General features: G+C 74.7%; 2 protein-coding genes. Both read left to right on the forward strand.

The genetic code is table 11. The annotated features are described in order from the left end of the window. Positions 1 to 5: 5 nt before the first annotated feature. Positions 6 to 20,186 (forward strand): non-ribosomal peptide synthase/polyketide synthase, encoded by a 20,181-nt coding sequence (locus ACGFR7_RS20530; protein WP_393320963.1) that lies wholly within the window; start codon positions 6 to 8, stop codon positions 20,184 to 20,186. Positions 20,187 to 20,500: 314 nt separating this feature from the next. Further along, positions 20,501 to 20,704 (forward strand): MbtH family NRPS accessory protein, encoded by a 204-nt coding sequence (locus ACGFR7_RS20535; RefSeq protein ID WP_336051915.1) that lies wholly within the window; start codon positions 20,501 to 20,503, stop codon positions 20,702 to 20,704. Positions 20,705 to 21,446 lie beyond the last annotated feature (742 nt).

The raw sequence follows: 21,446 nt of genomic DNA on the forward strand, positions 1-21,446 counted from the left end.
ACGACATGACGTCTTCGCATTCGAAGAAGGACCGTGCCGCGGCCCTGCCCCCGGAGTTGCAGGAGGCGCTGCGCCGCCGCCTGGCGGGCCAGGCCCCGCCGGCCGCCGCCAAGGCCCGGCAGCAGATCCCGCGCGCGGACCGGTCGCAGCCCCTGCCGCTCGCCTTCGGCCAGCAGCAGTTGTGGTTCCTGGACCAGCTCCGGCCCGGCGATGCCCGCTACAACAGCGCGGTCGCCCTGCGGCTGGCCGGCCCGCTGGACCGGGCCGCGCTGTCCCGGGCGCTGGACGCCGTACTGGAGCGCCACGAGTCCCTGCGGACCACGTTCGACGACATCGACGGCCGTCCCGTGCAGACCGTGCACCCGGCCGCCCCCGTGCCGCTGCCGCTGCGCGACCTGGGGGAGGGGAGCGCCCCCGCCGGCCCGGGGGACCGGACCGCACCGGGCCCCGAGGCGCTGGACGAGGTGCTGCTGGCCGAGTACTCCCGCCCGTTCGACCTGCGCACCGGGCCGCTGCTGCGGGCCCTGCTGATCCGCCTGGCCGACGACGCGCACGTCCTGCTGCTCACCGCGCACCACATCGTCACCGACGGCTGGTCCATGGGCGTGCTGCTGGACGAGCTGTGCACGCTGTACGACGCCCTGGCCCACGGGGAGACGCCCGCGCTCGCCCCCGTCGCGACGCAGTACCCGGACTTCGCCGTATGGCAGCGCGAACGGCTGTCCGGCGCCCTGCTGGAGGAACAGCTCTCCTACTGGACCAAACAGCTCGACGGCACCGTGCCGCTGGAGCTGCCGCTCGACCGTCCCCGCAGCGGCGAGGAGGCGGGCGACGGCGCGGTCCACGCCTTCCGCGTCCCGGCGGCCGCGACGGCCCGGCTGCGGGAGGTGGCGGCGCAGCAGCACACCACCCTGTTCGCGGCCCTGGTCGCGGCCTGCCAGGCGCTGTTCGCCCGCTGGTCGGGCCAGGACGACATCGCCGTCGGCTCGCTCACCCCCGGGCGCGGACGCACCGAACTCGAGCGCGCGGTCGGCCTCTTCGTCAATACGGTCGTGCTGCGCGCCCCCGTCGACACCGCGCGCTCCTACCGCGAGCTGCTGGACGCCTCCGCCACCGCCGTCCTCGACGCCTTCGCCCACGGCGACACCCCCTTCGAGCGGCTGGTGGAGGCCGCGGGAGCGGTACGGGAAGCGGGCCGCAACCCGCTCTTCGACGTCATGGTCCTGCTCCACCCCGCCCCGCCCGCGGCTCCCGGCCTGCGGGACATCACGGCCGAGGCCGTCACCGTGCCCCGCCGCGCGGCCACCTTCGACCTGAGCGTCGAGTTCGTCCCCGACGGGGATGGGCTGACCGGGCTGCTGGAGTACCGCACCGACCTCTTCGACGCCGCCACCGCCGAACGGATGGCCGAGCAGCTGGTCCTGCTGCTCGGCAAGGTCGCGGCCGAACCGGACCGTCCGCTGGGCGAACTGCCCCTGCTGTCGGAGCGTGAACGGCGCCGGCTGACCACCGAGTGGAACGACACCGCGCTGCCCGTCGCCCCCACCACCTACCCCGCCGCCTTCGAGGCGCAGACGGCCCGCACCCCGCACGCGACGGCACTGGTGGCCGGGGACACCACGCTGGACTACGCCACCCTCAACGCCCGCGCCAACCGGCTCGCCCACCACCTCATCGACCGGGGAGCCGGCCCCGAACGGCTCGTCGCGCTGCGGCTGCCGCGCACGGCCGACATGATCGTGGCGATCCTCGCCGTCCTCAAGACCGGTGCCGGATACCTGCCGGTCGACCCCGAACTGCCCGCAGAGCGGCTGCAGTTCCTCTTGGCGGACGCCCGGCCGATGCTGGTGCTCGACGAGACGGCGCTGGGCGACCTGCCGGCACCGTCCGATAGGGGCGATTCCACCGGCGCCGACCCCACCGGCGCCGACCCCACCGACGCCAACCCCACCGACGCCGACCGCCGCGCGCCGCTGCACCCCGCCCACACCGCCTACGTCATCTACACCTCCGGGTCCACCGGCCGCCCCAAGGGCGTGTCCGTGGAACACCGTGCGCTGATGAACCTGCTGGCCGGCCACCGCAACGGCTTCGTCGCCGAGGCGGGAGGCGGCCCCCTGCGGACCGCGCTGACCGCCTCGTTCTCCTTCGACACCTCTCTGGAGGGCGTGCTGCTGATGGCCGACGGCCACCGGCTGCACCTGGTCGACGAGACCACCCGGCTCGATCCGGCCGCCCTGGTCGAGTACGTCGTCGAGCACCGCATCGACTTCCTCGACCTGACCCCCTCCTACCTGCGCCAGCTCCTGCCCGCGGGGCTGCTCACCGACCCCCGCCACCGCCCCCGGCTGCTGATGCTGGGCGGCGAGGCCGTCGGCCCCGCGCTGTGGCGGGAGCTCGCCGGGCTGGACGATGTCGCCGCCTACAACTTCTACGGCCCCACCGAGTGCACCGTCGACGCGCTGGCCTGCCGGATCGACGGCACCGCCCGGCCTGTGGTGGGCCGGCCGCTGGCCAATGTGCGCGCCCATGTCCTCGATGACCGTCTCCAGCCGGTGCCGCCCGGCGTCGGTGGCGAGCTCTATCTCGCGGGTGACCAGCTCGCCCGTGGCTATCTGAACCGGCCCGGCCTGACCGCCGCGCGGTTCGTGGCGGACCCGTTCGGGCCGCCGGGCAGCCGTCTGTACCGCACCGGCGACCTGGCCCGCTGGACCGCCGAAGGGCAGCTCGACTACCTGGGCCGCGCCGACGACCAGGTCAAGATCCGCGGTCACCGCATCGAGCCCGGCGAGATCGAGGCGGCACTGCTGGCCCTGCCCGCCGCCGTCGCCGGGGCGGCCGTCGTCGCCGCCGACGACGAGCGCGGCCACGCCCGCCTCGCCGCCTACCTGGTGCCTGCCGCCGGGAGCGGGCCGCTGGCCGTCTCCGAGCTGCGGACGGCCCTGGGGCGCACCCTGCCGGCCCACATGATGCCCGCCGCCTTCGTCGTCCTGGACGCCCTGCCGCTCACCACCAGCGGCAAGCTGGACCGCCGCGCGCTGCCCGCCCCCGACCTCGACGCGGCCCCGCGCGAGCGGGAGTTCGTGGCACCGCGCACCCCGGCCGAGCGGGAGCTCGCCGGGATCTGGTCCGCCGTGCTCGGCCTCGCACAGGTGGGGGTCACCGACAACTTCTTCGAGCTCGGCGGCGACTCCATCCTCAGCATCCAGGCCGTCTCCCGGGCCCGCGCCGCCGGACTGAGCCTGACCTCCCGGGACGTCTTCGTGCACCAGACGGTCGCCGAGCTGGCCGCCGCCGTGGTCCTGCGCACCGCCCCGGTACCCGCGGCGCGGCAGCCGCACGACGCCGGACCGGCCCCGCTCACCCCCATTCAGGAGTGGTTCTTCGCCACCCACGGACCGCTGCGGCACTTCACCATGTCGATGCTGCTCGACCTGCCGCACGCCCTCGACCCGGACGCCTTGGAGCGGGCCCTGTACCTCGTGGCCGCCCACCACCCGGCGTTGCGCACCCGGTTCGTCCGGGCCGGCGACACCTGGCGCCAGCACCCCGTCGACGTCGTGGCGCCCGGGCTCCTGACCACCCACGACCTGTCCCGGGCCACCGGCGCCGCCCGCGAGGCCGCGCGCACCGCAGCGGCCGACGCCGCCCGCGCGGACCTCGACCCCGCCACCGGCACCCTGCTGCGCGCCGTCCTGCTCCGCGCGGAGCAGGGCAGCCGCCCGCAACTCTTCCTGACGGCCCATCACCTCGCCGTCGACAGCGTCTCCTGGCGCATCCTGCTCGCCGACCTGGAGAGCGCCTACCGGCGGACGGTCTCCGGTGAGGCGGTGCAACTGGAGCCCGCCACCACGCCGTTCACCACCTGGGCGGGGCAGTTGGCCCGGCACGTACAAGGCGGCGGACTCGACGGCGACCTGGCGTACTGGACGGCCGAGGCCGCGGTGGCGCGTACCCCGCTGCCGGTGGACCGCCCCGGCACCGCACACGCCGGCTCGGTCCGCACCGTCCGCGCACGCCTCGACCGCGACACCACCGAGGCGCTGCTGCGCCGGGTGCCCGGCGTCTACCGCACCCAGGTCAACGACGTGCTGCTGAGCGCGCTGGGCCGGGTGCTCGCCGACTGGGCGGGCACGGACCGGGTGACGGTGGCCCTGGAGGGGCACGGCCGGGAGGACATCGACACCCACGGCGACCAGGACCCGCCCGGCCCCGGTGCCGCCGACCTCTCCCGCACCGTCGGCTGGTTCACCACCCAGTACCCGGTCACCCTCACCCTGGACGGCCCGTCGCGGGAGCCGGACTGGGGCGCGACCCTCAAGGCCGTGAAGGAACAGCTGCGGGCCGTCCCCCGCCGCGGCCTCGGCTACGAGGCGCTGGCCCGTCTGGGCTCACCGGACCCGGCCGCCCGCGCCCTGCGCGAACTGCCCCTGCCACAGGTCTGCTTCAACTACCACGGCCAGTGGGAGAGCGCGCCCGGCCAGGACTTCGCGCCCGCCGGCGAAGTCCCCGGCCGCGACCTGGCCGCCGACGAAGCGCTCGACCACCTGCTGGACGTCTCGGCCGTCGTGGCCGACGGCGTGCTGGAGCTGACCTGGCACTACAGCGACCAGGTGCACGACGAGAGCACGGTACGGGAGCTGGCGGACGGCACGGCCCGGGCGCTGGCCGCGATCGCTGCCCACTGCGCACGGCCGGAAGAGGGTGGCCGCACCCCCTCCGACTTCCCCCTCACCCGGCTGGACCAGGCCGGGGTGGACCGCCTGGCCGGGGACGGGCGCGCGGTCGAGGACATCCTCCCGCTCACCCCGCTCCAGGAAGGCATGCTCTTCCACCGCCTGATGGGCGGGGCCGACGACGTCTACCTCGACCAGGCGAGCCTGCTGCTGGACGGCGTCGCGGACCCGCGCGCCTTCGCCCGGGCGTGGCAGCGGGTCGCCGACCGGACGCCGGTGCTGCGCACCTCGGTCGTCTGGGAGGACGTGCCCGTCCCCCTCCAGATCGTGCACCGGCGGGTGACCGTGCCCACCGTCCACGTCGACTGGCGCGAGCAGGCCGATGACCGGCAGACGGCCGAACTCGCCCGGATCCAGGCCGAGGACCTGGCCCTGGGCCTGGACCTCGGCACACCGCCCCTGATGCGGCTCACCCTGATCCAGCTGCCCGGCGGAAGGCTGCGGCTGCTGTGGACCTCGCACCACCTGATCCTGGACGGCTGGAGCCTGGCGCAGGTCCTGACCGAGGTGTGCGAGGAGTACGCCGCCCTCGTCGCGGACCGCGCGCCGACGCCACCCGTGCGCCGCCCGTTCGGCGACTATGTGCGCTGGCTGTCCGGCCGGGACGGCCGCGCGGCCGAGGAGCACTGGCGCACCGTCCTCACGGGCTTCGCCACCCCGACACCACTGCCCTGCGACCGCCCGGCCCGTGAGGCGCACCGGGCCCGCTCCGCCGCGGTGCACACGGCGAGCCTGCCCGTCGAGCTCTCCCGCGAGCTGCTGCACACCGCCCGGCGCAGCGGACTGACCCTCAACACGGTCGTCCAGGGCGCCTGGGCGCTGCTGCTGGCGCGCTACAGCGGAGAGCAGGACGTGGTGTTCGGCACCACCGTCTCCGGCCGCCCGGATGCGCTCCACGGCGTCGAGTCCATGGTGGGGATGTTCATCAACACTCTGCCCACCCGCGTGCGGGTCGACGAAGGCCGCACCACGGCCGACTGGCTGCGGGACCTCCAGGACGCCCAGTCCGAATCCCGGCGCTTCGAGGCCGTCTCGCTGGCCCAGCTGACCTCGCTCAGCGACGTCCCGGCGGGCACCGCGCTGTTCGACAGCATGGTCGCCTTCGAGAACTACCCGTTCGACGACGCCCGGACGTCCGGCGCCGGCGTCCGCATCCTCGACGTCGCCTCGCGGGACGCGACCAACTTCCCGCTGGTCCTGCGCGCCCACCACAGCGACCGCCTCGGCTTCGACCTCGCCCACGACCCGGACCTCTTCGACTCCGCCACCGTCCGCGCGCTCGCCGACCGGCTCTGCCTGCTGCTCACCGAGATCGCCGCCGGTCCGGACCGGCCGCTGCGCGAGCTGGCGTGGACCACCGCCGAGGAACGCCGGCGGATGCTGGTGGACTGGAACGGCACGGAGCAGGGGCGGCCCGGGCAGACCCTGATCGACCTGTTCGAGGACCGGGCGGCCCGCACACCCGACGCCCCCGCCGTGACCTGCGCGGGCAGCACGCTGTCCTACGCCGAACTCGACGCGAGGGCAGGCCAACTGGCCCACCGGCTGGCCGGGACGGGAGCGGGCCCCGAGCGCTTCGTGGCCCTCGCGCTGCCCCGCTCCCCGGAGATGATCGTGGCGATCGTCGCGGTGCTCAAGACCGGCGCCGCCTACCTGCCCGTCGACCCGGAGCTGCCCCCGGGCCGCATCGCCCACCTGCTCACCGACGCCGCCCCGGCCCTGCTGGTGACCACCGCCGCCGTCGCCGGACGGCTCGGGGACGCCACCTGCCCCCGGCTGCTCCTGGACGCCCCCGAGGTCCGCGCCGACCTCGAACGGCGCCCCGCCACCGGCCCGGTATCCGCCCGCCGCCCGCTGCCGGAGCACCCCGCCTACGTCATCTACACCTCGGGCTCCACCGGCCTGCCCAAGGGCGTGGTCGTCCCGCACGCCAACGTGGTGCGGCTGTTCTCCCGCACCCAGGAATGGTTCGCCTTCGACGAGCACGACGTATGGACGCTGTTCCACTCCTACGCCTTCGACTTCTCCGTCTGGGAGATCTGGGGCGCGCTGCTGCACGGCGGCCGGCTCGTCGTCGTCCCGCACGAGGTGACCCGTTCCCCCGAGGAGTTCCTGCGCCTGCTGGCGGACGAGCGGGTCACGGTGCTCAACCAGACGCCCTCGGCGTTCTACCCCCTGATGCGCGCCGACGCCGAACACCCCGAACTCGGGGCGCGGCTGGCCCTGCGGCGGGTGGTCTTCGGCGGGGAGGCGCTGGACCTGGGACGGCTCGCCGACTGGTACGAACGGCACCCGGAGACCGCGCCCGTCCTGGTCAACATGTACGGGATCACCGAAACCACCGTGCACGTCTCCTACGCGCCCCTGGACCGCGCCACGGTGACCGCGGCCACCGGCAGCACCATCGGCCGCGGCCTCCCCGACCTGCGGGTCCGGGTGCTCGACGGCCGCCTCGCCCCGGTGCCGCCCGGCGCCGCCGGCGAGATGTACGTGGCCGGCGAGGGCCTGGCCCGCGGCTATCTGAACCGGCCGGGCCTGACCGCGGCGCGGTTCGTGGCGGACCCGTTCGGGCCGCCCGGCACCCGGATGTACCGGACCGGCGACCGGGCCCGCTGGCGGCCCGAGGGCACCCTGGAGTACCTGGGCCGGGCCGACCAGCAGGTCAAGATCCGCGGCTTCCGGATCGAACCCGGCGAGATCGAGGCCGCCCTGACCGCCCACCCGGACGTCGCCGAGGCCGTGGTCGCGGTGCGCGAGGACACCCCCGGGGTCCGGCGGCTGGTGGCCCACGTCGTGGGCGCCGGCCAGGACGCCCCGCCGTCCGCCGCCGCGCTGCGCGCCCACCTGGCCGGGACCCTGCCCGCGCACATGGTGCCCGCCGCCTATGTTCCCCTGGACGCACTGCCGCTGACCGTCAACGGCAAGCTCGACCACCGGGCGCTGCCCGCCCCCGGCCCGGACGGCTTCGCCGCCGGCGAGGACCGCACCGCACCGCGCACCGAGGCGGAGCGCCTGGTCGCCCGGGTGTGGGCGGAAGTCCTGGACACCGGGGACATGGGCGTGGAGGACAGCTTCTTCGCCCTGGGCGGCGACTCGATCCTCGCCATCCGCGTCACCTCCCGGCTCCGCGCCGCCCTCGGCGCCGAGGTCTCGCCCCGGCTGCTGTTCACCCACCCCACCGTCGCCGCCCTGGCCGCCGCCCTGCCCGATCCGGCCGCGCCCGGCCGGGCAACGGACGACCCGATCCCCGCGGCCGACCGCACCGCCGCGCTGCCCCTGTCGTTCCCCCAGCAACGCCTGTGGTTCCTGGACACCTTCGAGCCGGACAGCACCGCCTACGTCACCTTCTTCGTGCTGCGCCTGCGCGGCCCCCTCGACGCAGCGGCCCTGCGCACCGCCCTGGACGCCCTGGTGGACCGGCACGAACCGCTGCGCACCACCTTCGCCGAACACGACGGCCACGCCCGCCAGCACGTCCACGCCCCCCGCTCGGTCGACCTGCCGCTGGACGACCTGTCGGCCACCCCGGCCCACGACCGTGACGGCGCACTCGACGCGCTGCTGGCACGCGAGGGAGCCGTCCCGTTCGACCTGGGCAACGGGCCGCTGCTGCGGACCCGGCTGATCCGGCTCACCGCCGGCGAACACGTCCTGACCCTGGCCATGCACCACATCGTCACCGACGGCTGGTCCACCGCCGTGCTCGGCCGGGACCTGGGCGAGCTGTACGCGGCGGCCCTCCAGGACCGCCGCCCGGACCTGCCCGCACTGCCGCTCCAGTACGCCGACTACGCGGCCTGGCAACGGGCCCGCGCCGCCGACGCCGATGATGCCCAACTCGCCTACTGGCAAGATAAGTTGTCCGACGTGGCGCCACTGGAGCTGCCCACCGACCGGCCGCGTCCCGCCGTCCGCACCGAGAACGGCGCCCTGCTGGAGTTCTCCCTGCCCGCCGCGCTGACCGACCGGCTGCGGGCGACCGGCCGCCGCGCCGACGCCACCCTCTACATGACCCTGCTCGCGGCCTGCAAGGTGCTGCTCGCCCGCTGGGCAGGCCAGGACGACATCGCGGTCGGCACGGTGGCCTCCGGGCGCGAACGCCCCGAACTGGAGCACCTGGTCGGGATGTTCGTCAACACCCTGGTGCTGCGCAGCCGGGTGCGCGACGACCTGCCTTTCACCGCGCTGCTGTCCGAGGTGCGCGCCACCGTCCTGGACGCGTTCGCCCACCAGGACGTGCCCTTCGAGCGGCTTGTCGATGTGCTCCAGCCGGAACGGGACACCAGCCGCACCCCCCTCTTCCAGGTCATGGTGGCCCTGCACAACCTGGGCGGCGAGGCACCGCGCCTGCCGGGCCTCGACGTCGAGACCGTCCAGCCGCCCGGCAGGCACGCCGCCTTCGACCTCGGCTTCGACTTCGTGGAGCGCGACGGCGGCCTCACCGGCTACGTCGAGTACAACACCGACCTGTTCGACGCGGACACCGTCGAGCGGGCCACCGCCCGGCTGCGCCTGCTGCTGGAAGCGGTCGCGGACGACCCCGGCCGGGCGGTGGGCGACCTGCCGCTGCTGTCCGGCGCCGAGCGGCACCAGGTGCTGGCGGAGTGGCAGGGCGAGAGCCTGCCCGTCCCGGACCGGACGTTCGTGGACCTCTTCGAGGCACAGGCGGCCCGCACCCCGCACGCCACGGCCCTGGTGGCACGGGACGCCACCCTGGACTTCACCGCCCTGAACGACCGCGCCAACCGGCTGGCCCACCACCTCATCTCGCTCGGCGTCGGCCCGGAGCGGGTGGTCGCCGTGCAACTGCCGCGCACCTCGGACATGCTGGTGGCCCTCCTCGCCGTCCTCAAGGCGGGCGGCACCCAGCTGTCCCTGGACCCCGAACTGCCCGCCGAACGCCGCGCGTTCCTGCTCTCGGACGCCGCACCGCAGACCGTGCTGACCGCCGGCACGCTGCGCGACGCCCCCCTGGACCGCCGGCCCGGCCACAACCCCACCGACGCCGACCGGACAGCGCCCCTGTGCGGCGCCCACACCGCCTACCTCAACTACACCTCCGGCTCCACCGGGCGGCCCAAGGGCGTCGCCGTCGAACACCGCCAGCTGGTCAACCTCTGCCACGACCACCTGGCCGGGCTCGTCACCCCGCACACCACCGACGGACGGCCGCTGCGCTTCGCGCTGAGCGCCGCCTTCTCCTTCGACACCTCGTGGGAAGGCCCGCTGCTGCTGGCACTGGGCCAGGAGGTCCACCTCGTCGACGAGGACGTACGCCTGGACCCGGCCGCCTTCGTCCGCCAGGTCGCCGAAAGCCGCCTGGACTGCGTCAATGTGACACCGTCCTTCCTGCACGAGCTGCTGGCCGCCGGGCTGCTCACCGGCGGCCACCACCACCCCCGGATCGTCATGGTCGGCGGCGAAGCCATCGGCACCCCGCTGTGGCGCGAGCTGCGGGAGACCGCGGGAGTCACCGCGTACAACGTCTACGGCCCCACCGAGTGCACCGTCGACGCCGTGTACGGCCCCTTCGCCGGCCGCGCCGATGAGGCCGGTCACGCAGACCGCGCCGAGCGTCCCCTGATCGGCCGCCCGGGCCGTAACCTGCGCGCCTATGTGCTCGACGACGCCCTGCGGCCGGCCCCGGTCGGGGTGCCCGGCGAGCTGTACCTCGCCGGCGCCCAGGTCACCCGCGGCTACCTGGGACGTCCCGGGCTCACCGCCGGGCGCTTCCTCGCCGACCCGTTCGGCCCGCCCGGCACCCGGATGTACCGCACCGGCGACCGCGCGCGCTGGGACCGGCGGGGGCTGCTGGAGTACCTGGGGCGCACCGACGACCAGGTCAAGATCCGCGGCTTCCGGATCGAACCCGGCGAGATCGAGGCCGCCCTGCTCGGTGACCCCGCGGTGGCCGACGCCGTGGTGGTGGCCGCCGAACACGCGGGCCGGGCCCGTCTGGTGGCCTATGTGGTGCCCGCCGGGGCACAGACGCCCGCGGCCGAGGAGCTGCGGGTCAGACTGCGCCGCACCCTGCCGGACTACATGGTCCCCGCGGTGTTCGTCCCCCTGGACCGGATCCCCCGTACCAGCAGCGGCAAGACCGACCGGCGCGCCCTGCCCGAGCCCCCCGCCCAGCCCGGCACCGCCACCCCGTACACGGCCCCGCGCACCGGCACCGAGACCTGCCTCGCCGGCATCTGGGCGGAGGTGCTGGGCGTCCCCCGGGTCGGCGTCGAGGACAACTTCTTCGCCCTGGGCGGCGACTCGATCCTCAGCATCCAGATCGTCTCCCGGGCCCGGCGGGCCGGACTCGAACTCACCTCCAAGGACGTCTTCCGCCACCAGACGGTCGCCGAACTCGCCCTGCGCACCGCCTCCGTGCACCCGCGGCCCGACGGCGCCAATGGGGCGCCGGCCGGCCCCGCGCCGCTCACCCCCATCCAGCACTGGTACCTCGACGGCCGGCGGCCCGGGGACGCGCTGCGCTTCACCATGACCAACCGGCTGGAGCTGGCACCGCAAAGCGACGAGACGGCGCTGCGGCGCGCGGCCAACGCCCTGGTGGCCCACCACGAGGCGCTGCGCACCCGCTTCCGCCACACCGACGGCACCTGGCGGCAGGAGGTGCTGCCGACCGCCCCCGGCGACGTCTTCTCGCGCCACGACCTGTCCGGTCTCGACGCTCCCGGACAAGAGGAGGCCGTCCAGCGCACGACCGCCGCCGCCCAGTCCTCCCTCGACATCACCGAGGGCCGCGTCGTACGGGCCCTGTACTTCGACTGCGGACCCGGCCGCCCCGCCCAACTCGTCCTCACCGTCCACCATGTGGCGGTCGACGGGGTCTCCTGGCGCATCCTGCTCGGCGACCTGGAGGCCGCCTACCGCGACGCCGCCGCCGGACGGCAGCCCGCCCTCGCCTCGGCGAGCAGCGGCTACGGGCACTGGGCGGCCCGCCTGGAGCGGCACGCCCGCTCCGGCGCCCTCGACGGCGACCTGGCCTACTGGACCCGGGTCTGCCGGGCCCCGGCCGGCCTCCCCGCCGACCGCCCTGGCACCAACACCCACGGCACCGCCGCCACCCTCACCGTCAGCCTGGGCCGGGCCGAGACCGACGCCCTGCTGCGCCAGGTCCCCGACGTCTACCGCACCCAGGTCAACGACGTCCTGCTCAGCGCCCTCGGCCGCACCCTGACCCGCTGGAGCGGCCAGGACGCGGTGCTGATCGGCGTGGAGGGCCACGGACGCGAGGACCTTTTCGACGAACTGGACCTCTCCCGTACCGTCGGCTGGTTCACCGCCGAATTCCCGCTCGCCCTGTCCGTCGCCCCGGACGCCGACTGGCGCGACACCGTCCGCTCCGTCAAGGAGCAGTTGCGCGCCGTGCCGCTGCGGGGCCTGAGCTACGGCGCGCTGCGCCACCTCCTGCCGCAGAGCCCGCTGCCCGACGCACCGCGGCCGCGCATCGGCTTCAACTACCACGGCCAGTGGGACATCGCTTCAGCCGGCCGCCCCGATAACGACGGGCTGTACCGCGCCGCCCTGCCGCCGGCGGGACAGGACACCGACCCCGACGAGACCCGCACCTACCTGCTCGACGTGACCGGCGTGGTCCAGGACGGCCGGCTCGAACTCGGCTGGACCTACCCGCCCGCGGTGTACGACGAGTCCACCGTGCGCCGCCTCGCCGAGGACACCGTCGCGGCCCTGACCGAGATCGTCGCGCACTGCGCCCGGCCGGACACCGGCGGCCGCACCCCCTCCGACTTCCCGCTCGCCCGGCTCGACCAGCACCAGGTGGACCTGATCGCGGGCGACGGACGGGACGTGGCGGACATCCATCCGCTCACCCCGCTGCAGTCCGGCATGCTCTTCCACGGCCTGGTCGACTCCGCGGGCGCCTACTTCGACCAGATGGCCGTCCGGATCGCCGGGGTCGCCGACCCGCAGGCGTTCGCCGCGGCCTGGCAGCAAGTCGCCGACCACACCCCGGCGCTGCGCAGCAGCGTCCGCTGGCAGGGCCTGCCCGGGCCGGTGCAGATCGTGCACCACCGCGCCGTCCTGCCCCTCACCCACCACGACTGGCGGGCCCTGACCCCCGCCGAGCGCGACCGTGCGCTCGACCGGCTGCTCGCCGAGGACCGGGCGGCCGGGATGGACGTGACCACCGCACCGCTGAGCCGCATCGCGGTGGCCGCACTGCCCGGCGACGAGATCCTGCTGGTGTGGTCCTCGCACCACCTGATGCTCGACGGCTGGAGCACCGGAGCGCTCTTCGCCGACGTGTGTGCGCAGTACGCGGCGGCGGTCGGGGGACGCGCCGTCCGCCCGCCGGCCCGCCGCCCGTTCCGCGACTTCCTGCAGTGGCTGGCACAGCAGGACGAGGAGGAGGCCGAGCGGCACTGGACCGGCACCCTCACCGGGTTCACCGCCCGCACCCCGCTGCCCTACGACCGGCCGCCCGTCGAGGCGCACCGCGCCCGGTCGGACGCGCTGGTGCACCTGGAGCTCACCGCCGAGATCTCCGACCGGCTGCGCGAGACGGCCGGGCGGAACGGCCTGACCGTCAACACGGTGGTGCAGGGCGCCTGGGCACTGCTGCTGGCGCGCTACAGCGGCCGCCAGGACGTGGTGTTCGGCACCACGGTCTCGGGCCGCCCGGCCGAACTGCCGGGCGTGGAGTCCATGGTCGGCATGTTCATCAACACCGTGCCGACCCGCGCCCGGACCGTCGGCGACCAGGGCGTCCTGCCCTGGCTGCGCGACCTCCAGGACCGGCAGAGCGAATCGCGGCGCTTCGACTTCGTCTCACTCGCCCGCATCCAGGCGCTCAGTGAACTCCCGCCGGGCGAGGCGCTGTTCGACAGCATGATGGTCTTCGAGAACTACCCCTTCGACGAGGCGGCCGCCGCCGGAGCGGGCATCCGTATCCAAGAGGTACGCGCCGAGGACGCCACCAACTTCCCGCTGTGCCTGCGCGCCTACCTCGCCGACCGCCTCGGCTTCGACCTCGCCTATGACGGGGCGCTGTTCGACCGTACGACGGTGGAGCGGGCCGCGGCCCAGCTGGAGACCCTGCTGACCGCGCTCGCCGACGGCACGGACCGACGCCTGGACGACCTCGGCCTGCTCACTGCCGCCGACCGCACGCTGCTGCACCGGTGGAACGCCACCGCACGTCCCGCCGCGGGCAACTCGCCGGTGGACCTGTTCGCCGAGCAGGCGCGTCGCACCCCGGACGAGGTCGCGCTCGCGGAAGTGGACGGCGCAGTGGTGACGTACCGTCAACTCGGCGACTGGTCGGACCGGGTGGCCGCCCGGCTCCTGGCGGACGGCCTGGCCCCCGAGGGCCGGGTGGCGCTGCTCATGGACCGCTCGGCCGCCCTGGTGGTGGCCCAGCTGGCGGTGCTCAAGGCGGGCGGCGCCTATGTGCCGGTCGACGGCCGCGCCCCCGAGGAGCGCCGGCGGATGCTGCTCGACCAGGCGGGAGCGACGTTAGGGCTGACCGCCGAGGACGTGGCCGCCGCACGCACCGCCGGACCGGCCGCGCCCGCTGCGCCGCCCGCCGACCCGGACCGGCTGGCCTACGTGATGTTCACCTCCGGATCGACCGGCACCCCCAAGCCCGTGGGCGTGCGCCACCGCGACGTGGCGGCGCTCGCCACCGACAGCCGCTTCACCGGCCCCGGCTGCGCACGGGTGCTGCTGCACTCGCCGGTGGCCTTCGACGCCGCCACCTTCGAGGTCTGGGCGCCGCTGCTGAACGGCGGACGCGTCGTGGTGGCCCCGCCGGGCGCCGTGGACGCGGCCCTGCTGCGGCGGCTGGCCGCCGGGGGAGAGGTGACGGCCCTGTGGCTGACGGCCGGGCTCTTCCGGCTGCTGGCCCAGGACGCGCCCGACTGCTTCGACGGGCTGCGCCAGGTGTGGACCGGCGGCGACGTGGTCCCGGCCGCCGCCGCGCGCCGGGTGCTGGCCGCCTGCGCAGGACTGACCGTGGTGGACGGCTACGGGCCGACCGAGACCACGACCTTCGCGACCTCCTTCGCCATGACCGGTGCCGCGGCGGTCCCCGGTACCGTCCCCATCGGTCACCCGCTGGACGACATGCGCGTCCATGTCCTCGACGCACGGATGCGGCCCGTGCCACCGGGCACCGCGGGTGAACTCTTCCTGGCGGGCGAGGGCGTGGCCCGCGGCTACCTCGGCCGCCCCGGAGCGACCGCGGACCGGTTCGTCGCGGACCCCTTCGGCCCGCCCGGCGGCCGGATGTACCGCACCGGGGACCTGGCCCGCCGACGGCTCGACGGCACGGTGGAATTCCTCGGCCGCGCCGACGACCAGGTCAAGATCCGGGGCTTCCGCGTCGAACCCGGCGAGGTGGAGGGCGCCCTGGCGGCCCACCCCGGTGTCGCCGACGTGGCGGTGGTGGCCCGCGAGGAACGGCCCGGAACCAAGCGGCTGGTCGCCTACGTGGTGGGCCACGACGGCCTCGACGGCCTCGACACCGAGGCGCTGCGCGCCCACGCCCGGCAGACGCTGCCCGACTACCTGGTTCCCACGGCATTCGTGCCGCTGGCGGCCCTGCCACTCAGCGCCAATGGCAAGGTGGACCGCGCGGCCCTGCCCGCACCCGCCGCCGGCCCGGACCGCCCGGAGCCGGTCGCCCCGCGCACCGAGGCCGAACGCCGCACGGCCGAGGTCTGGGCCGACGTGCTCGGCGTGGCGGACGTCGGTGTCGAGGACGACTTCTTCGCGCTCGGCGGCGACTCGATCCTGAGCATCCGGCTGGCCTCCCGGCTGGCGGAGGCCTTCCAGGCCGAAGTGACCCCGCGTGCGGTGTTCACCCACCCGACCCCGGCCGCGCTCGCCGCGCTGCTGGCACAAGGGGAGAGCGCCCCCGCGGGCCACGGTGCCATCCTTCCGGCGCCCCGGGACACCGCGCCGCCGCTGTCCTTCGCCCAGCAACGCCTGTGGTTCCTCGACGCGTTCGCGCCCGGCAGCACCGAGTACATCACCCCGCTGGCACTGCGCCTGAGCGGCCGGCTCGACACCGCCGCGCTCGGGGACGCCCTGACCGCGCTGGCGGCCAGGCACGAGTCGCTGCGCACCACCTTCGACTCCGAGGACGGCCAGGGCATCCAGGTCATCCATCCGCCCCAGGACGTGCCGCTGCCGCTGCACGACCTGTCGGCGCTGCCCGCGGGCGACCGCACGGCGGAGCTCGAGAGGCTGCTGGCCGAGGACCGCACCCACCCCTTCGACCTGCGCCAGGGCCCCCTGCTACGGGCCCAGCTGATCCGGCTCGCGGACGACGACCACGTCCTGACGCTGACCCTGCACCACATCATCACCGACGGCTGGTCCACCGCGGTCCTCACCGGCGACCTGGCGCACCTCTACCGGGCCGCACTCGGCGCCACCACGGCCGAACTGCCCCCGCTGCCCGTGCAGTACGCCGATGTCGCGCACTGGCAGCGCACCGCGCACGGCACGGCCGCCGAGGAGCAACTGCGCTTCTGGCAGGAACGCCTCACCGGCGTCGAACCCCTGGACCTGCCCACCGACCGGCCCCGCCCGGCCGTGCAGACCAGGAACGGCGCGACGGCCCCGCTCGTCCTCCCGCCCGAAACGGCCCGCAAACTGGCGGAGTTCGGCCGGGCCCGGCAGACCACCCTGTTCACCACGCTGATCGCCGCCGCACAGACCCTCTTCGCGCGGCTGTCCGGACAGCACGACATCGCCGTCGGAACTGTCACCTCGGGCCGCGACCGCGCCGAGACCCAGCGCCTGATCGGCTTCTTCGTCAACACGCTGGTGCTGCGCTCGACCGTCGATCCCGACGAGGCCTTCCCCGCCTTCCTGGCGCAGGTGCGGGAGACGGTACTCGACGCCTTCGCGCACCAGGACGTGCCGTTCGAGCAGGTGGTGGACGAGGTCCAGCCCGTCCGGGACACCAGCCGTACCCCGCTCTTCCAGGCCATGGTGGTGCTCCAGAACGCGCCCGGCGCGGCACTGGACCTGCCGGGCCTCCAGGTGAGCGACATCGAGCCGGACACCCACCACGCCGGCTTCGACATCACCCTGGAGTTCGCGGAAACCGACTCCGGCGCCCTGCACGGGCTGCTCACCTACAACACCGACCTGTTCGACGCCGCCACCGCCGAGCGGATGGCCGACCAGCTCACCACGCTGCTGACCGGCATCGCCGAGAACCCGCACCGCCCCCTCGGCGCCCTGCCCCTGGCCCCGGACGACGCACTGCGCCGCCTGCTGGCCCACGGGCACGGCACCGCCCGCCCGGTGCCCCCGGCCACCCTGCCCGAGCTGTTCCAGCGGCAGGCGGCCCGCACACCCGACGCGGTGGCGCTGGCCGACGGCGCACGTGAGCTGACGTACGCCGAGCTGGAGCGCGCGGCGAACCGGCTGGCACACCATCTGATCGGCCGCGGGGTCGGCCCCGAGGACGTGGTGGCGCTGGCGCTGCCCCGCTCGGCGGAGACCGTGGTGGCCCAGCTGGCCGTGGCCAAGGCCGGCGGCGCCTTCCTGCCCGTGGACCCGGTGTACCCGGCCGGGCGGCGCGAGTTCATGGTGCGCGACGCGGCGGCTGCCGTGGTCCTCGACGACCCGGCCGCCGTCTGGCGGAACGACGGCCCCGACACCGTGCCCACCGACGCGGACCGCCGCACACCGCTGACCGAGGCACACCCCGCCTACGTCATCTACACCTCCGGCTCGACCGGCACCCCCAAGGCCGTGGTGGTCACACACACCGGACTCGCCGGCTTCGCCTCGGCCGCCGCCGAGCGGTACGACGTGCGCCAGGGTGACCGCGTCCTCCAGTTCGCCTCACCCAGCTTCGACGCCTCCGTCCTGGAGCTGTGCCTCGCACTGCCGGCCGGCGCCACGCTGGTCGCGGGGGAGGAGGGACCGCTGGTCGGCGACCGGCTGGCCCAGGTGCTCACCGAGCGGCGGATCACCCACGCCCTGATCCCGCCGGCAGCCCTGGTCACCGTGCCGCCCGAGGCCGCCGGCACCCTGCCCGGCCTGCGCACCCTGATCGTCGGCGCCGAGGCCTGCCCCGCCGACCTGGTGGCGCGCTGGGCCCCCGGCCGCCGCATGATCAACTCCTATGGCCCGACCGAGGCGACGGTGGTGTCCACCTGGACCGGCCCGCTGGCCCCGGATGCGGGCGCCCCGTCCATCGGCCGTCCCCTCGGCACCAGCCGGGCGTACGTCCTGGACGCCGCCCTGCGGCCCGTACCGGTCGGGGTGACCGGTGAGCTGTACGTCGCCGGGCCCGGACTCGCCCGCGGTTACCTGGCACGCCCGGGCCTGACCGCCGCGCGATTCGTCGCCGACCCGTTCGGCGCCCCGGGCGAACGGATGTACCGCACCGGCGACCTGGCGCGCTGGGGCGCCGACGGCGACCTGCGCTATGCCGGACGCGCCGACGACCAGGTCAAGGTGCGCGGCTTCCGCATCGAGCCCGGCGAGATCGAGAGCGCACTGCGCCGCAGCCCCCACGTACGGGACGCGGTGGTCGCCGTACGGGCCGCGGCCGGCCAACACCCCACCGCCCCCGCACGCTTGGTCGCCTACGTCGTCCCGTCCGGTGTCCCGTCAGAGGTCCCGTCCGGTGTCCCCTCCGACGTCCTGTCCCACGTCCCGTCCGCCGGCACCCCGGCGCCGCTGCCCGTCACGGAGCTGCGCGAGCACCTGGCCCGCCTCCTGCCCCCGCACATGGTCCCGTCGGTGTTCGTCCCCCTGGCCCGGCTGCCGCTCACCCCGAACGGCAAGACCGACCGGCGCGCCCTGCCCGATCCCGACCCGTCCGCCGGCGCCACCGGCCCGCACATCGCGCTGCGCAACGACACCGAACGCCGGATCGCACAGATCTGGGCCGATGTGCTCGGCCTCGACACCGTCGGCGCCGAGGACAACTTCTTCGACCTCGGCGGCGACTCGATCCTGAGCATGCAGGTGGTGTCGCGGCTGCGCCGGGCCGGACTGCACCTGGCGACCAAGGACCTGTTCACCCACCAGACGGTCGCCGCCCTGGCCACCGTCGTCACCACCGGAGCGGACCGGACCGACAGCGGTCCGGTGACCGGCGACCTGCCGCTCACCCCCATCCAGCAGTGGTTCCTCGCCACTCCCCGCGCCAACCACCACCACTTCAACCAGTCCGCGCTGCTCGAACTCGACGGCACCCCCGACCCGGCCGCCCTCCACGCGGCGCTGACCGCCCTGCTGGAGCACCACGACGCGCTGCGTATGCGGTTCACCGAGGACGGCGGCCGCTGGCACCAGCACAACCCGCCGCCCTCGGAGCCGCACGGCCTCCTCGCCCGGCACGACCTGACCGGTCTGCCGGCCGGCGAGGCCGACACCGCCATGGAGAAGGCGGCCGACGACCTGCACACCGGCTTCGACATCGGCCGGGGCCCGCTGCTCCGGGCGGCGCTGTTCACCGGTGACCCGGACCGCCCCGCCTTCCTGCTCCTGGTGGCCCACCACCTGGTCGTCGACGCGGTGTCCTGGCGCATCCTGCTGGACGACCTGGAGACCGCGTACCACCAGGCCACCGCGGGGCAGGCCATCGCGCTCGACGAGCGCACCACCGCCTTCAGGGACTGGGCACGAGGCCTGGCCGCACATGTCGCCGAGGGCGGGCTGGACCACGAACTCCCGTACTGGGAGGAGGCCGCGGCCCCCGCCCCGCTACCGGTGGACCACGACGCCGACACACCGGCCGGCGCGTCGCGCACGGTGACCGTGACGCTCGACGAGCCGGACACCACGGCGCTGCTGCGCGCGGCCCCCACCGCCTACCGCACCCGCATCAACGACGTCCTGCTGGCCGCCCTGGCCCTGGCGCTGGCCCGCTGGACCGGTCACGACCGGGTCTGCATCGACCTGGAGGGGCACGGCCGTGAGGACGTCCTGGACGGGGTCGACCTCTCCCGTACGGTCGGCTGGTTCACCACCGTCTACCCGGTCGGCCTCCAGGTGTCCGATCCCGCCGACCTCGGCCCGTCCCGGGACTGGCGGGCCCTGGTCAAATCGGTCCGCCGCCAACTGCGCGCCGTCCCCGGCAACGGTCTCGGCTTCGGTGCCCTGCGCACCCACGGCCCCGCCGAAGTGCGAGAGCGGCTGGACCGCACCGGCCGCGGGCAGATCGTGTTCAACTACCTGGGCCAGTGGGACGCGCGGCCCGGCGGCTCCTGTGGGGCACTCGTCCGCGCCGAGCACGGTTCCTTCGGCCAGGACCACGACCCCCGCGACGGCGGCTCCCACCTGCTGGAGGCCGTCGGCGCGGTGCAGGACGGCCGGCTCGCCTTCACCTGGCACTACCGCCCCGACGTGCACGAGGAGACCACCGTACGAGTGGTGGCCGAGGACTTCGCCGAGGCCCTTCGCCGGATCGCCCAGCACGCCCGGGACAGCGCATGAGGGGCCGGCCGGCCGGGCTGCCGACGTCACCCGCCGCACCGCGGCATGCGGATTACCGAAAGGCCTCCCGTACACCGGCCGTTGACGGCACCCTGAACGAGATCAACTGCCCGACCGGGCCCGCTGACGACCCCACGTGACCGCACACCACTCGACCGCCCGCCGCAACTGCCCGCCGCGGCCCCGATTGCCGCCCGCAAAAGCCACTGGACGAGACCGCTCCACGAGACCTGCCCGATCAACCATCCCAACCCATCCCAACCCAGTCCAACCCAACCGAACACAACCCCCAACCAATGATGGGAGAGCGTGACATGGACGAGAACGCCCGCTACCAGGTGCTGCGCAACGACGAGGACCAGTACTCGCTGTGGCTGGCCGACCTGGAGGTCCCCGAAGGCTGGCACGCCGTGGGCAAGGAGGGCACCCAGGACGAGTGCTCCGCCTACGTCGACGAGGTCTGGACCGACATGCGCCCCCGTAGCCTGCGCGAACGCATGGACCGCGCCGCCTCCTGACCGATTGGCCCGCAGGGCCGCGGCCGACCGCCGCGCCCTGCTCCCTCCCGCACCACCACCGTGCGGGCCGCGACACGGCCACCGGCCGGCGCGGCCCGCACGGCCCGTTCACCGCTGTCCTCTTGCGGCCGCACCTTTCCCGGGCGTTGAGCCGCCGTGCCCGCCGGCCGCCGCCGGGAACTGCGCCGCCTGCCGCGCCGCCCGCCGCGCCGCCTTCCGAGTTGCCGGGCCGCCCCGCGACCTTCCGCATCGTCCGGCCGCCGAAGGATCCTCGCTGCTCACCGCCGACGAAAACGATTTCCCGGCGGCCGCTTCCCCTTTCCCCGGGTCGAAGCCCTGCGGCATACCTCCCGTTGTCCACGGCAAATGGCAGGGTACGCCTTAATTACCTGGCATATCGGATTTGGCGCCAGGTAGTGACGATAGGGCGTTATTACGCTATACCAGTGACATGCGCCGCACAGGCCGGATGCCTGAGGGCGGAGTTCAAGACTTTTACGGGGTGAGGGAACTGCGGATCGCGGGCGATTTTCTCAGTGGCCGGTCCGTGACCTGGACCTGTTGTGCCCGGCCGGAGCGCCAGGTACCGCTCCATTCCGCCATCGGGCCGCGGCGGTCGGCAAAGTGACGGAGTAATTGCCGCTCCACGGCGCGGAGTTCGCACGAGATCACGCACTTTCACACATGCCCGGACACGGCCTGTGCCGAGCCCGCCTCACGACCGGTGCATTCCCCGGAAGCC

Source organism: Streptomyces sp. NPDC048516, assembly GCF_043199875.1.
In the GTDB taxonomy this organism is placed as follows: Bacteria; Actinomycetota; Actinomycetes; order Streptomycetales; family Streptomycetaceae; genus Streptomyces.

Bases quoted from the DNA above. Each gene is read 5' to 3' on its own strand.
- ACGFR7_RS20530 (WP_393320963.1), top strand. From the start codon at position 6: ATGACGTCTTCGCATTCGAAGAAGGACCGTGCCGCGGCCCTGCCCCCG.
- ACGFR7_RS20535 (WP_336051915.1), top strand. From the start codon at position 20,501: ATGGACGAGAACGCCCGCTACCAGGTGCTGCGCAACGACGAGGACCAG.